The sequence below is a fragment of the Streptomyces sp. NPDC058375 genome (assembly GCF_042723425.1).
Taxonomy (GTDB): domain Bacteria; phylum Actinomycetota; class Actinomycetes; order Streptomycetales; family Streptomycetaceae; genus Streptomyces; species Streptomyces durocortorensis.
Map to the genome: position 1 here is coordinate 22,522 of NZ_JBHXJG010000042.1, position 14,353 is coordinate 36,874.

The following is a 14,353-nucleotide window of genomic DNA, read 5'->3' on the forward strand; positions in this document are numbered from 1 at the left end:
GCGTGACCGACGTACCCCATACCGGAACCCCGAAGGGCGCCCTGCGCCTGACCGCCGCTCAGCAGGGGGTCTGGTTCGCGCAGCGGCTCGACCCGGCGGATCCGGCGTACAACATCGCGGAGTACGCCGATATCCGGGGCCCTGTGGAACCGGACCTGCTGCGCCGCGCCGTCGGCCACGCCACAGCCGAGATGGAGGCTCTGCGCACCACCTTCGGTGAGCGGGACGGGGTTCCCTTCCAGCGCGTGCGGGAGGGCACGTCCATATCGGTGCCGGTGGTGGACCTCTCCGACCAGGAAGATCCGCATGCCGAGGCTCAACGTCGAATGCGATCGTGTCTGGCTGAGCCCGCAGACGTTTCGGCGGGGCCTCTGGTCCGACTGACTCTCTACCGCCTCTCTCCCTCGCGCCACCTCTTCCACCAGCAGGTGCACCACCTGGCCCTCGACGGTTACGCGGCGGTCCTGGCCCTCTCCCGTATCGCCGAGGTCTACTCCGCTCTCGTCCTCGCCCCGGACGACCTTCCCGAGCCGCGCCCCACGCGCACCCTCGCCGCGCTCATCGAGGAGGAGGACGCCTACCTCGCGTCCGAACAGGGCACGCGGGACGAGAGGTTCTGGGCGGGACACCTGATCGGCGCCCTCCCGCCCGAAGCCCCCGCACCCTCCGCCGCGAAGGGAAAGTACGGGACGGCGTCGGTGCGACGGGTGTACGGCCCGGCGGAGACGGCACGGCTGAAGGCCGCCGCAAAGCGGGCCGGAACCGGCTGGCCGACCTTCGTCATGGCGGCACTGGCCCTGTGCCTGCACCGGGAGAAAGGGCTCGGCGAGGTCGTGCTCGGTCTGCCTGTCACCGGTCGGCGGACTCCGGCGGCCCGGGCGACACCTGCCATGCTCAGCTCGGTCCTGCCGATGCGGCTCGCGGTCTCCCCCGCCGACCGGGTGGCCGATCTGGCGCGCCGGGCCTCCGCCGAAGCCCGTTCGGTGCTCCGTCACCAGCGCAGGCCTGCCGAAGGGCTGCGCCACCAACTCGGGCTGACCGGCACGACGACGGCGCTGACCGGGCCGTCCGTCAACATCCTCGCCTTCGACGACGCCTTGCGATTCGGCCCTCATCCGGCCACCCTGCACAATCTGTCGATCGGCCCGGTCGAGGACCTGGCCGTGGCCGTACACGCCTCCTTCGGAGACGGAGGTATCCATGTCGATCTGCTGGGCAACGCCGCGCGCTACGGCCGGCAGGACCTCGTAGGGCCGCATGAGCGCCTGTGCCGGGTCCTCGACGCGTTCGTGGAGGACCCTGAGCGAACCGTCGGAGCGGTCAGCCCCGTTGACGAGGACGAAAGGCGGCGGGTGCTCGGCCTCGGCGGCGCCCGGCCCCCGGGAAGCGACGCACCGGAACCATCTCCCCTGACCGAACAGTTCGCCCGGCAGGCGCGGGCCACTCCGCACCTCACCGCCGTTGTCTGCGACGGCGTGACGCTCACCTTCGACGAACTCAGCCACCGGGTGGACCGCCTGACGGCCGTGCTCACCTCGCGGGGCGCCCGGCCCGGCACCCGGGTCGCGGTGGGGCTGCCACGCTCCACCGATCTGGTCGTGGCGATACTCGCCGTGATGCGGACGGGGGCCGCCTATCTGCCGCTCGACCCCTCTTACCCGGCGGACCGGCTCGCGTTCATGATCGAGGACTCCCGGCCCGTCGCACTGGTGGCGACCGGGTCCTCGGCGAGCGCGATCGACCCGCGGGGTTCGATTCCGCGCATCGATCCCTCGACATCCCTGTCCGGGGCGGGCGGGGAGCCGGCCGGACCCGAACCTCATGACGCCGCGTACGTCATCTACACCTCCGGGTCCACCGGCCGCCCCAAGGGTGTCGTCGTGGAGCACCGATCCCTGAGCAACCTTCTGGAGCACCATCGCCAGGAGTCCCACACGCTGGCCGAGGAAACACTGGGGCGACGGCTGCGGGTCGCGCTGAGCGCCGCGACCTCCTTCGACGCGGCCTGGGATCCGGTGCTCTGGATGGTCGCCGGACACGAGTTGCACATCGTCGCGGACGACGTACGCCGTGATCCTCAGGCGCTGGTGCGGTACCTGGTCGACCATCGTGTCGACGCGATCGAGACGACCCCCACGTACCTGCGGCAGATGCTGGCCTCGGGCCTGCTCACCTCGGAGAGTCACCGGCCGCGTGTCATCGCCCTGGGCGGGGAATCCGTTGACGACGGGCTGTGGGAGGAGCTGGCGGCCGACCCCGACCTGCTGGTCTTCAACTTCTACGGTCCCACGGAGGCCACCGTCAACGCCGTGACCGCCCGGATCACCGGTGACTCTCCCGTGATCGGGCGCCCCGTTACGGGAGCCGGCGCCTATGTGCTGGATCCGTCCCTGCACCCGCAGCCCAGAGGATCGGTGGGAGAGCTGTACCTCTCGGGCGAGGGCGTGGCGCGCGGATACGCGGGCCGGCCCGGGCTCACCGCGGAACGATTCATGCCGGACCCCTTCGGCCTGCCGGGTGCGCGCATGTATCGCACCGGTGACCTCGCCCGGTGGGGCGAGAACGGTTCGCTGGAGTTCGTGGGGCGCAGCGACCGGCAGGTCAAGGTGCGCGGTGTGCGGGTCGAGACCGGGGAGGTCGAGGCCGCGCTGCGCTCTGTCCCCGGAGTCGAGGACGCCGCTGTCGCCCTCACCACCGCGCCGGACGGTCCCGAGCGGCTGGCCGCGTTCCTGGTGGCCGGAGCAGATGCGCCGACTCACGCGGAGACGCGTGACGCGGTCGCTTCCCTGCTGCCCGGCCCGTTGGTGCCGACGGCCTGGGCGACGGTGGAGCGTCTGCCGCTCACCCCCAACGGGAAGCTCGATGTGGCGGCCCTGCCGCCGGCTCTGCCGGTCGCGTCCGACGGAGGCGCTCCGCGCACCGCCTCGGAGGCCCGGATGTGCGAGGTGTTCGCGGCGTGCCTGGGCGTGCCACGCGTCGGCCGGGACGACGACTTCTTCGCGCTGGGCGGCCACTCGTTGCTCGCGATGCGGCTGATCGGCCGGATCCGCGGCGAATTCGGCGCGGAGGTGCCGATCAGCACCCTGTTCTCCGCTCCCACACCCGTCGGCCTGATGGCGGCGCTGGGGGAAGTCGACGCGGCCCGGCAGCCGGTGACGGCCGTCGACCCCCGCCCACGGCGGCTCCCCCTCTCGTTCGGGCAACAGCGGCTGTGGCTCCTGGAGACGCTGGGCGACGCGGGTGCCTCGTACCATCTGCCGGTGGCGCTGCGCCTGCGCGGCCCCCTGGACCGCGACGCGCTGGAGCTTGCCCTCCATGACGTCGTCGAGCGGCACGAGGTGCTGCGCACGATCGTGGTGGAGACCCCGCAGGGCCCGTTCCAGAAAATCCTTCCGCCTGCGCAGCTTCCGCGTCCGCTGCTGCGGGACACGGCAGCCGGCGAGCCGCTCGGCCAGGACACCGCCCCCTTCGACCTGGCACGCGAGATCCCGTTGCGCGCCCGGTTGTTCCGTCTGGGCGCCGAGGAGAACGTGCTGCTCGTGACGTTGCACCACATCGCCGCCGACGGATGGTCGATGGGGCCCCTCGTGCGGGATCTGTCCGCCGCCTACGCCGCGCGCCGCTCGGGGCGGGCGCCCGAGTGGGGCCGGCTACCGGTGCAATACGTCGATTTCGCGCTCTGGCAGCGTGAACTGCTCGGAGATCCGGACGCACCGGACAGTCTCGCGCGCCGCCAGCTTTCCTCCTGGGCCGATTCTCTGGCCGGGCTGCCTGAGGAGTCGTCGTTCCCGACGGACCGACCTCGCCCGGCCCGCTCCTCCGGGAGGGGCGGGAGCGTCCCCGTGCGGCTCGGGGCACAGGAGCACCGGGCGCTGGTAAGGCTGGCCGGGGACTGCGGCGCGAGCTCCTTCATGGTGCTCCACGCGGCGCTGGCCGCCCTGATGTCGCGCCTGGGCGCAGGCGACGACATCGCCGTCGGCACCCCGGTGGCAGGTCGGACCGACGAGGCACTCACCGAGTTGGTCGGCTTCTTCGTCAACACACTGGTCCTGCGTGCCGACACCTCCGGCTCCCCCGCGTTCCGGACCCTCGTGGAGCGGGTGGCCCGTACCGACCTGGAGGCCTACGCCCACCAGGACATCCCCTTCGAGCGCGTGGTCGAGGAACTGGCGCCACCGCGATCACTCGCGCGCCATCCGCTGTTCCAGGTGATGCTGAGTCTCAACAACACGCCCGCGCCACGCCCGCGTCTCGACGGTCTCGCCGTCAGCCACGAGTCCTCCGTGGGACGGACGGGCTCCAAGTTCGACCTCAGCTGGGACCTGTCCGAGCACCACGACGGCCAAGGCCGCCCCGACGGGATCACCGGTGAACTGGAGTACGACGAGGACCTCTTCGACCGTACGACGGCGGAACGGTTCGCCGAGCACTTCACCCGCCTGCTGAGCGCCCTGCTGTCCGCGCCGGACCGTCCGATGGCGGACGCCGGCTTCCTGACTCCGGCGCAGCGCGCGGCGGCGCTGGACGAGCTGCCGCGCACGGCGCGGAAGCCGCTCGGCCCGACGCCGGGGACGGGCGACGATGACTGGACGGTGCTGGACGTCCTGGCGACCCGCGCGGCCGTCCAGCCGGACCGCACCGCGGTCGTGGCAGCCGACACCCGCCTCACCTTCGGTGAACTCCGCCTGCTCTCCGACCGCTTGGCCGCCTCGCTCAGGGACCGGGGGGTCGGCTCCGGTGACCGGGTGGCGGTGGCCCTGCCGCGCACCTCCGTCGCCGTCGTGGCGATGCTGGGCATCCTGCGGGCCGGAGCGGTGTACGTCCCGCTCGACCCGGTACAGCCTGCGGCCCGCACCTCGCTGATCCTCGATACGGCCGCCCCGCGCCTGGTGCTGACCACCGCCACCATCCGGGAGGCTCTTCCGGAGACGGCCGACGTCCTCCTGCTCGACGGGGCCGAGCAGGAAGGCACCGTCCCGGAGAGCATGCCGCTCCCGCCCCGCGGCCGCGACGCCGCGTACGTGCTGTACACCTCCGGATCCACCGGGCTGCCCAAGGGCGTCGTGGTCGAGCACCGGTCCCTGGCCGCGCTGCTCGCCCATCACCGCGATCGGCTGATGGGCCCCGCCGAGGCGGACAACCATGGGCTGCCGCTTCGGGTGGCGCACACGGCCGCGATGACGTTCGACGCCTCCCTCGACCCGCTGCTGTGGATGATCGCGGGCCACGAACTGCACCTCGTGGACGACGTGACGCGCCGGGATCCGGAGTCGCTCGCCGCCCTGCTCCACGAGCGGGCGATCGATGTCGTGGAGACGACCCCCTCGTTCGTGGAGGAGCTGCGTGCCTGTGGCCTGTTCGCTCCCGGGCGGCCTCGGCCACGCGTGCTGGCACTGGGTGGGGAAGCGGTATCCGCACCACTGTGGCGGGAAATGGCCGCTTTGTCCGACGTGGCCGTGTGGAATCTGTACGGCCCCACGGAGACGACTGTCGACAGTGTGATGGGCCGCGTCCTGCCCGGTGTGCGACCCCACCTCGGCCATCCGGTGACCGGTGCGCGGGCCCGGGTCCTGGACCCGCGGCTGGAGCCGGTCGCCCCCGGGGTGACGGGGGAGCTCTATCTGTCGGGTCCGGGCGTCGCCCGGGGCTACGAGAACCGCTCCGGTGCGACGGCGGAGCGCTTCCTGCCCGATCCGTACGGGCCGCCGGGCTCCCGGATGTACCGCACCGGCGATCTGGTGCGCCGGGTCGAAGGGCGCCTGGAGTACCTGAGCCGCGCCGACGGGCAGATCAAGATCCGCGGCTTCCGGATCGAGACCGGCGAGGTCGCGTCGGCCCTGAATACCCACAGCGACATCGCGCAGTCGGCGGTCGCGGTTCGCTCCGGCTCCGGCTCCGGCTCCGGCTCCGAGGGGAAGGAGGCGCAACTGGTTGCCTGGGTCGTGGCCACCGGTCATCGAGACCTGCCACCGCGGGAGTTGCGCGCCTTCGTCGCACAGCGGCTGCCGGCCCACATGGTCCCTTCGCTGATCGTCCCGGTCGCCGCCCTTCCGCTCACTCCGCACGGAAAGGTGGACTTCACCGCGCTGCCGCTGACCTCCCCGGCCGGGAGCACCGGGACAGCGGGGCGGGCCCCGCGGTCCGCCCGGGAGGAGATCCTCTGCGTCCTGTTCGCGGAGAGCCTGGAGCACGAACAGGTCTCCCCTGACGACGACTTCTTCGAGCTGGGGGGCCACTCGCTCCTGGCGACCCGACTGATCGGCCGGATCCGCTCCGCGTTCGGGGTCGAACTCCCGGTGCGGGCGCTGTTCGAGTCCACGACGCCCGCGGCGCTGTCGGAGCGGCTGGAGGGAGCGGGCCGGGCGCGGCCCGCGCTACGGCGAGCGCCGCGCCCGGAACGGCCACCGCTCTCCGCGGCGCAGGAGCGCCTGTGGTTCCTGCACCAGCTGGACCCGGGAGCGGCGGCTTACCACATGGCGTTCGCGGTGCGTCTCGACGGCAGCCTGGACCGGCACGCCCTGCGGCGCGCTCTGGGTGATGTTCTGACCCGACACGAAAGCCTTCGCACGGTGATCGAGCCCGGCGACGGCAGTCCGCGTCAGCATGTCCTCGCGCCGGGCGACGCGCTGCCGGACCTCCCGGTCGTCGAGGCCGAGGATGCGCACCTGCGCGAGGCGATGCGCGAGGCGGCGGCCGTGCCCTTCGACCTCATGCGGGACGTTGCCTTGCGGCCGATCCTGTTCCGGAGCGGTGAGGACCGGCACACCCTGCTGGTCACCGTCCACCACATCGCGGCCGACGGATGGTCCATGGGACCTCTGGCGCAGGATCTGGCCGGCGCCTACGCGGCGCGGTCCGCCGGGCGGGCGCCGAGCTGGGCGCCGCTGCCGGTCCAGTACGCGGACTACACGCTCTGGCAGCGCGACCTGCTCGGCAGCTTCGAGGATCCCGCCTCCGCGGCGTCGGCCCAGCTCGCCTTCTGGAAGGACCGTCTGGCCGGCGCTCCTGAGGAGACCGTCCTGCCCGCCGACCGTCCACGGCCCGCCTCGCCGGGCGGTCTCGGGGGCACGGTTCCGGTACGCGTACCGGAGGAGACCATGGCGGACGTGGCGCGGCTGGCGAGGTCGACCGCCAGCAGCACGTTCATGGTGCTGCACGCCGCCCTGGCGGCGCTGCTGCACCGGATGGGCGCCGACAGCGATCTGACCATCGGCACCCCGGTGGCCGGGCGGGCCGACGAGGCACTCGACCCTTTGGTGGGCTTCTTCGTCAATACCCTCGCCCTGCGGACGGACCTGGGCGGCGATCCGGACTTCACCGAACTGCTCTCCCGGGTACGGGAGACAGACCTGTCCGCCTACGCACACCAGGAGCTTCCCTTCGAGCGGCTGGTGGAGGCCGTCCGGCCGACGCGTTCACTCTCCCGCCACCCGCTCTTCCAGGTCATGCTGACCCTCAACAACCACCGGCCGCCCCGACTGGACCTGCCCGGTCTGGAGGCCCGGCTGGAGGGGGTCGACACCGGAGGCGCGAAGTTCGATCTCTCCTTCTCCTTCACCGAACGGACGTCGGCCGGGGACGAGGGCCCCCATCTCGACGGAACGCTGGAGTTCAGCCAGGACCTGTTCGACGCCGAGACCGCCGTACGGATCACCGAGCGGTTCACCCGCCTCCTCGCGCACGCGGTACGCGATCCCGCAACGGCAGTCGGCGACCTGCCGCTGACCGGCGCCGAAGAACAGCGACGGCTGCTGGCCCTGGGCGGGAGCGGGAACCTGGTCCGCCACGACACCGTACCGCCCATGACGGTGCTGGACCGGTTCGCCGCCACCGTGGCTGCGGCCCGTAGCGGTGACATCGCGGTGACCGCCCCGGACGGCAGCCTCTCCTTCGCGGAACTGGACGCCCGCTCCGACCGGATCGCGGCACTGCTCGCCCGGGCCGGTGCGGTGACGGGAGACCGGGTGGCCGTACTGCTGCCGCGGAGCACTGACTCGATCGCCGCACTCCTCGCGGTGCTCAAGGCGGGGGCCGTCCACGTCCCCGTGGACGACTCCCTTCCGCAGGGCCGGATCGACGCGGTGCTGGCCGACGCCGGCCCGCACACCGTACTCACGGCGGACGCCACGCACACGCGGGCATCGGGCCGATGGCACCGCCTGAACCTGGACTCCCCGGACTTTTCCACCGCACCCTCGCCCCTGCGGGAGCGGGTCAGGCCGGGCCCCGTTGAGCCCGCCTATCTCCTGCACACCTCGGGTTCGACCGGCCGGCCCAAGGGAGTCCTGGTCGGGCACGGCTCCCTCGCCCGGCTGCTGGAACACCATCGGCGTCATCTCTTCGGGCCGTCGGTCCGGGCCGCCGGAAAGCCCCGGCTCGATGTCGCGTTGACGACCGCCCTGTCCTTCGACGCCGCGTGGGATCCGGTGCTCTGGATGGTCGACGGGCACCGGCTGCATGTGCTGGACGATCTGACGCGACGAGACCCGGAGGCCCTCGTCGAGGCGGTACGCGTCCTGGGCCTGGACGTGCTGGAGTCCACGCCCACACATGTGCGGCAGTTGCTGGATGCCGGGCTGTTCGCCGGGTCCGGCCGGGCCCCGTCCGTGATCGTCCTGGGCGGCGAGGCCGTCCCGGCCGTGCTCTGGGACGACCTGCGGTCCCGTCCGGGCCTGACCGCGTGGAACTTCTACGGGCCCACCGAAGCGACGGTGGACACCCTCACCGCCGACGTACGGGCGACCGAACGGCCCGTGCTCGGCACCCCGGTCGAGGGGACGTCCGTACGGCTCCTGGACGACCGGCTGCGGCCGGTCCCGGTCGGAGTGACCGGCGACCTCTACCTGGCCGGGGACAGCCTGGCCCTCGGTTACCACGGACAGTCCGCGGAGACCGCGGCGCGTTTCGTGCCCGACCCCCACGGACCCGCCGGGACGCGGATGTACCGCACCGGAGACCGGGCCGTGCGCAGGCGTGACGACGCCCTGGAATTCGCCGGGCGGGCCGACGGGCAGGTCAAGGTGCGCGGGTTCCGGGTGGAGCCGGAGGGAATCGCCGCCGTGCTGGCAGAGCACGCCGACGTCGCCCAGGCGGCGGTGGTGGCACACGGCGAGGGCTCCGGGGGCTCCCGCCTGGCCGCGTACGTGGTGCTCACCGCACAACACGCCGTCCCGGCCGGAAGCGATGCCATGGACCGCGCCACGCCGGTCGGCCCCGCGAGGTCCGACGCCGACCGGCTGGACGGGCTGCGGGAGCACGCGACGGTCCGGCTGCCCGGGTACATGGTCCCCTCAGGTTGGGTCGCCGTGGACAGCATCCCCCTGACACCGAACGGGAAGCTGGACCGCAAGGCCCTGCCCGGCCTCGCCCCGCAGGCGGCATCCGCGTGCCCGGGGCGCAGCCCCCGTAACCCCCGGGAGGACGTGCTGTGCACACTGTTCGCCCAGGTACTGGAGCGCGAGCAGGTACTCATCGACGACGACTTCTTCGCCCTGGGCGGCCACTCCCTGCTGGCGGCGGGTCTGATCCGCCGCATCCGTGACGCCCTGGGGGCGGATGTCAGCATCCGCAGTCTGTTCGAGGCGCCCACGGTCGCCGCGCTCGCGGAACGGATCGGCGCCGGCGTTCAGGACAACCCGCTGGCGACGCTGCTGCCTCTGCGGACCAGGGGAAGCCTGCCGCCGCTGTTCTGCGTCCACCCGGCCGGCGGACTGGCCTGGTCCTACGCGGGTCTGCTCCCCCACCTCGGCAACGACCGGCCGGTCTACGGGCTCCAGACCCCGAACCTGGACGGCACCGAGCCCTTCCCGGACAGCATCGAGGCGATGGCCTCCGTGTACGTGGCGGAGCTACGGGCCGTCCAGCCGCACGGCCCGTACCACCTGTTCGGCTGGTCCTTCGGCGGCAACGTCGTGCAGGAGGTCGCCGTCCAGCTCCAGGAGGCGGGCGAGGAGGTGGCCCTGCTGACGATCCTGGACGCCTTCCCGCTCGCCCCGCTGGACGACCTGGACAGCGCGAGCCGGGACACCGTCTTCCGGGCCCTGCTCTCCAACATGGGAGTCGGCCAGGAGGTCCTGGACGGGGAGGGACCGGTGGAAGCCGCCGCCGTACGCGATCAGTTCCTCGCGAACGGGAGCCCGCTCGGGGCGCTCGAACCGGCCACGATCGACGCGATGGTGGACAACTTCGCCGGCCAGGCCCGGCTGATGAGGAAGTACACCCCCCGGGTGTTTCACGGTCCGGTGCTGTTCTTCACCGCGACCGAGGGCCGCCCCCGGGACATCTTCGGCCTGTCCCTGTGGGCCCCGTACATCGACGGCCCCCTCGAGAACCACGACGTGGCGTGCGCGCACGCCCAGATGATGCAGCCCGCAGCGCGGGAGCAGATCGGCACCACTGTCTCGGCCATGCTCGACACCGGCCATCACACCGAACGAGGAGATCTGTCATGACGAACCCCTTCGACGACCCCCGCACCCAGCACCGCGTCCTGGTCAACGACGAGGGACAGCACGCCCTGTGGCCGTCGTTCGCGTCGGTCCCCGCCGGCTGGGACGAGGTGTTCGGCCCGGCGGAGCACGCCTCCTGCCTGGAGTACGTGGAGGCCAACTGGACCGATATCACGCCCAGGAGCGCCCGCGCGAGGGTGGCGTGACCCGGCCCTCTCCTCACCGGCGGCACACGCAGGGCCCGTCCGCTCCACGCACTTCGAAAGGTATCCATGACCTCCCCTCCGACCCGTCCGGCGATACGCGCCGAAGGGCTCGCCAAACGCTTCGGGAGTAAGCAGGCACTGGCCGGTGTGGACCTCGAAGCGGCGCCCGGCACCGTGCTGGGGGTCCTCGGCCCGAACGGTGCGGGGAAGACCACCACAGTGCGGATCCTGTCGACGCTGCTGCGGCCGGACAGCGGCCGGGCCTGGATGGCGGGTCACGACGTCCTCGCCGAACCGGAGGCCGTACGCCGCGACCTCGGACTGTCGGGGCAGTACGCCGCGGTCGACGAGAAGCTGACCGGACGGGAGAACCTCTACCTGGTCGCGCGGCTCTACGGGCTCGGCCGTCACGCCGCCCGCCGCAGAGCCGGTCAGCTGCTGAGCGACTTCGACCTGGAGGACGCCGCGGACGTGCCCAGCAGGACGTACTCCGGGGGGATGCGCAGACGGCTCGACCTGGCCGGCGCGCTGGTGGCGCGGCCGGCCGTGGTCGTGCTGGACGAGCCCACGACGGGGCTCGACCCGAGAGGCAGGGCCGATACCTGGCAGGCCGTCAGGAACCTCGTCGCCGACGGTACGACGGTGCTGCTCACCACCCAGTATCTGGAGGAGGCCGACCAGTTGGCCGACGCCATCGTCGTCATCGAGAACGGACACGTGGTCGCGCGCGGCTCGGCGGCCGAGCTCAAGGCACGGGTGGGAGGTGAGCGCCTCTCGCTCACCGTCGCGGAACCCGCACACCGCGTCGCCGCGGCCGAGATACTGGGCACGCTCGGCGATCACCGCCCCGACCTCGACCCGCGCACCGGCCGCCTGACCGTCCCCACCGAGCACGGAGCCCAGAGCCTGGAATACGCGCTCGGCTGCCTGCGCCTGGCCGGTATCGTCGTCCGGGACGTCGCGCTGGCGCCGCCCACGCTGGACAACGTGTTCCTCTCCCTCACCGGCCGCCCCCTCGCCCCGGGCGGGACAACGGCCCGTCCTGCGGCCTCATCGGGGACCGCCACCGTCGGCGGGGGTGACCGGTGACCGCCGTCCAGCGGCTGGGCCGCGACTCCTCCATCGTGGCCTGGCGCAATCTGCTGAACCTGCGTCGGACCCCCGGATCGGTCATCGCCGCGCTCGTACAGCCGGTGATGTTCGTCCTGCTGCTCGCCTACGTCTTCGGCGGCAGCCTCGGCGGAGCCGAGTACCGGACGTTCCTGATGGGCGGCATCTTCGCCCAGGCCGTCACCTTCAACTCCGCGTTCACCGCGCTGGGACTGGCCAACGACATGGACAAGGGCATCGTCGACCGCTTCCGATCGCTGCCGATGCCCGCCATGGCAGTCCTCCTGGGGCGGACCCTGTCGGATCTGACCATGAGCGCGTTGACCCTGGTGGTCACCTCCCTGTGCGGGCTTCTGGTGGGCTGGCGGGTCAGCGCCTCGCCGGTCGACGCACTCCTGGCCTATCTGCTGATCCTGCTCTTCGCCTTCGCCATGTCCTGGGTGGGGGCAGCGATCGGACTGATGGCCCGCAGCGTCGAGGTCGCGCAGAGCGCCGGGCTGATCTGGCTCTTCCCCGTCACCTTCGTCTCCTCGGCGTTCGTCTCCACCCACACCATGCCCGGCCCGCTGCGGACCGTCGCGGAGTGGAACCCGGTCTCCGCCACAGCGACCGCTGTCCGACAGCTCTTCGGCAACCCGCCACCGACGAGTCTCCCGACAAGCGACGCCTGGCCCGTCGTCCACGCCCTCCCCTATGCCGTGGCCTGCGCCTTTCTCGTCACGGGCACGTTCATGTTCCTCGCCCTGAACCGATTCAGGCGCATCACCCTCGGATAGACGGCGTGAGGTTCTCGCACGCCGGCGCCCTCCTCATCGACGGCACCTGGCACTGCTCCGATCCGCCCGTCGCCCCGCACCTGAACAGCACAAACACCTCTGGCCCTCTGCGAACCCGCAGAGGGCCAGATCACGTCCACCACAACAACAATGCCGGCCAAAGCGACAAAGTGTCGCTTTGGCCGGCTCTATTTGGTCGGTTGACCCTGGTGTCCGAGGGGGGACTTGAACCCCCACGCCCGATAAAGGGCACTAGCACCTCAAGCTAGCGCGTCTGCCATTCCGCCACCCGGACAAGGTGTCTGTCGTTCGCGGTGTGTTTCCCGCGGCGACATGGAAAACAATACCAGGGGTTCGGCGTGCCCTTCACCCGCATATCCGGTGGTCAGTGCGGTGCGGCGGGCCGGTGGGCGGTCGGCCTCCCCGGTCCTCGGAGGTCGCGGGGCTACCTTCGCGTTCATGAGTGATCGCCGCTACCGTCGGCCCCGCCCGCTGTCCCCTCTGCGCGAGCATCTGCGCGACACGTTCTGGTTCGCCCCGACCATGGGGTTCGTCTGTGTGTTCGTGCTGTGGTTCGTCGCCACCGAACTCGACAACGCGATCGTCGGGCTGTTCCAGCGGGAGGAGGCGTACGACGAGCTGGGGGATCTCATTGGGTTCTCCCAGGACACGAAGACCGTGGTGACCGCCGTCAGCTCGGCCATGATGACGTTCATCGGTGTCGTCTTCAGCATCTCGCTGGTCGCGGTGCAGATGGCCAGCGGTCAGCTCACCCCCCGCGTGGTGCGGATCTTCGTCAGGAGCCGGATCAGCAAGCTCACCCTGACGGTGTTCCTGGCGACTTTCCTCGTGTCGCTGCTGGTGCTCTCCTCGTACGAGAGCGAGACGGACCCGCGCCGGGTGGTGTCGGTCCCGCTGGTGCAGAGCCTGCTCATCCTGGTGCTCGTCGGGATGAGTCTGCTGCTCTTCGTCGTCTACGTCAGCTCGACGCTGCGGCTGATGCAGGTGGGGCCGGTCGTCGACCGGATCGCGAGGGACTCGTTCCAGGTGCTCGGCAGGATGCCGCGGGGGCCGCGGGGGGACGACGAGCTGGAGCCCGAGACGGCGCGCGTCGTGTACGAGGGGCGCGCCGGGGTGCTGCGGGACGTGAACACGGCGCGGCTGGTCCGGGCCGCGCGGCGGCAGGGCGTGGTGCTGCGGGTGATCCCCCGTATCGGGGACTTCGTCGTGCCGGGGACGCCGATGCTCGCCGTCCACGGCGGGGCCGTGCCGCCCCGGCTCCGGCTTCGGTCCGCCGTCTCCGTCTCGGTGGAGCGCACGCTGCACCAGGATCTGGCGTTCGGGCTGCGTCAGCTCGCGGACATCGCGCTGCGGGCGCTCTCCACGTCCGTGAACGATCCGACCACCGCTGTGCAGTGCCTGGACCGGATCGTGCAGTTCCTCGCGGCCGTGGCGCGTCTGCCGCTCGGCACCGTCCATCACCGGGACCGGGCCGGGCGGGTGCGGCTCGTGCAGGACGGTCCCGGCTGGGACGACCTGGTGGATCTCGCCTTCGAGGAGATCCGCTGGTGTGTCGCCGGCAGCCCCCAGGTCACGCGGCGGCTCATGGCGGGACTCGATGATTTGCTGCTGATCGTGCCGGAGGACCGGAGGAAATCCCTGGCCAGACATCGTGAGCTGCTCGTCCAGACCATGGAGCGGGCCGTTCCGGTGGCCGCCGACCGCGCGTTCGCCCTGCTTCCGGACCGGCAGGGCATCGGGTAGGGGAGAAACGTGTGCGGTGCGGTGCGGCCCGGCCCGCCGGGATCTCTCC

At 71.8% G+C, this 14,353-nt stretch carries 5 protein-coding genes and 1 tRNA gene; 5 read left to right on the forward strand and 1 reads right to left on the reverse strand.

The window, feature by feature from the left end:
- Positions 1-2 precede the first annotated feature (2 nt).
- The 4 genes from ACFWM7_RS10235 to ACFWM7_RS10250 all read left to right on the forward strand — a co-directional run bounded on the left by ACFWM7_RS10235 (position 3) and on the right by ACFWM7_RS10250 (position 12,540).
- Positions 3-10,451, forward strand: a complete 10,449-nt coding sequence (locus ACFWM7_RS10235; RefSeq protein ID WP_383257565.1) for an amino acid adenylation domain-containing protein — start codon at positions 3-5, stop codon at positions 10,449-10,451.
- Positions 10,448-10,654, forward strand: coding sequence for an MbtH family protein (locus ACFWM7_RS10240; protein WP_383257568.1), 207 nt, complete (start codon positions 10,448-10,450; stop codon positions 10,652-10,654). The genes ACFWM7_RS10235 and ACFWM7_RS10240 overlap by 4 nt, the downstream gene beginning before the upstream one ends.
- Before the next feature lie 66 nt (positions 10,655-10,720).
- Complete coding sequence (locus tag ACFWM7_RS10245) at positions 10,721-11,743, forward strand: ATP-binding cassette domain-containing protein (protein ID WP_383257570.1); 1,023 nt, start codon at positions 10,721-10,723, stop codon at positions 11,741-11,743.
- Positions 11,740-12,540 carry an ABC transporter permease gene (locus ACFWM7_RS10250; RefSeq protein ID WP_383257573.1) on the forward strand — a complete coding sequence of 267 codons (801 nt, stop codon included), beginning with the start codon at positions 11,740-11,742 and terminating at the stop codon, positions 12,538-12,540. The genes ACFWM7_RS10245 and ACFWM7_RS10250 overlap by 4 nt, the downstream gene beginning before the upstream one ends.
- A gap of 207 nt (positions 12,541-12,747) precedes the next feature.
- Here ACFWM7_RS10250 and ACFWM7_RS10255 read toward each other — a convergent pair.
- Positions 12,748-12,835, reverse strand: a tRNA-Leu gene (locus ACFWM7_RS10255).
- 164 nt (positions 12,836-12,999) lie between these two features.
- On the opposite strand from ACFWM7_RS10255, the gene ACFWM7_RS10260 reads away from it, so the two are divergent.
- Positions 13,000-14,304, forward strand: coding sequence for a DUF2254 domain-containing protein (locus tag ACFWM7_RS10260; RefSeq protein WP_383257576.1), 1,305 nt, complete (start codon positions 13,000-13,002; stop codon positions 14,302-14,304).
- The last annotated feature ends 49 nt before the right edge of the window (positions 14,305-14,353 follow it).

Coding starts and splice junctions, on each gene's coding strand:
- ACFWM7_RS10260 (WP_383257576.1), top strand. CDS start 13,000: ATGAGTGATCGCCGCTACCGTCGGCCCCGCCCGCTGTCCCCTCTGCGC.
- ACFWM7_RS10245 (WP_383257570.1), top strand. CDS start 10,721: ATGACCTCCCCTCCGACCCGTCCGGCGATACGCGCCGAAGGGCTCGCC.
- ACFWM7_RS10240 (WP_383257568.1), top strand. CDS start 10,448: ATGACGAACCCCTTCGACGACCCCCGCACCCAGCACCGCGTCCTGGTC.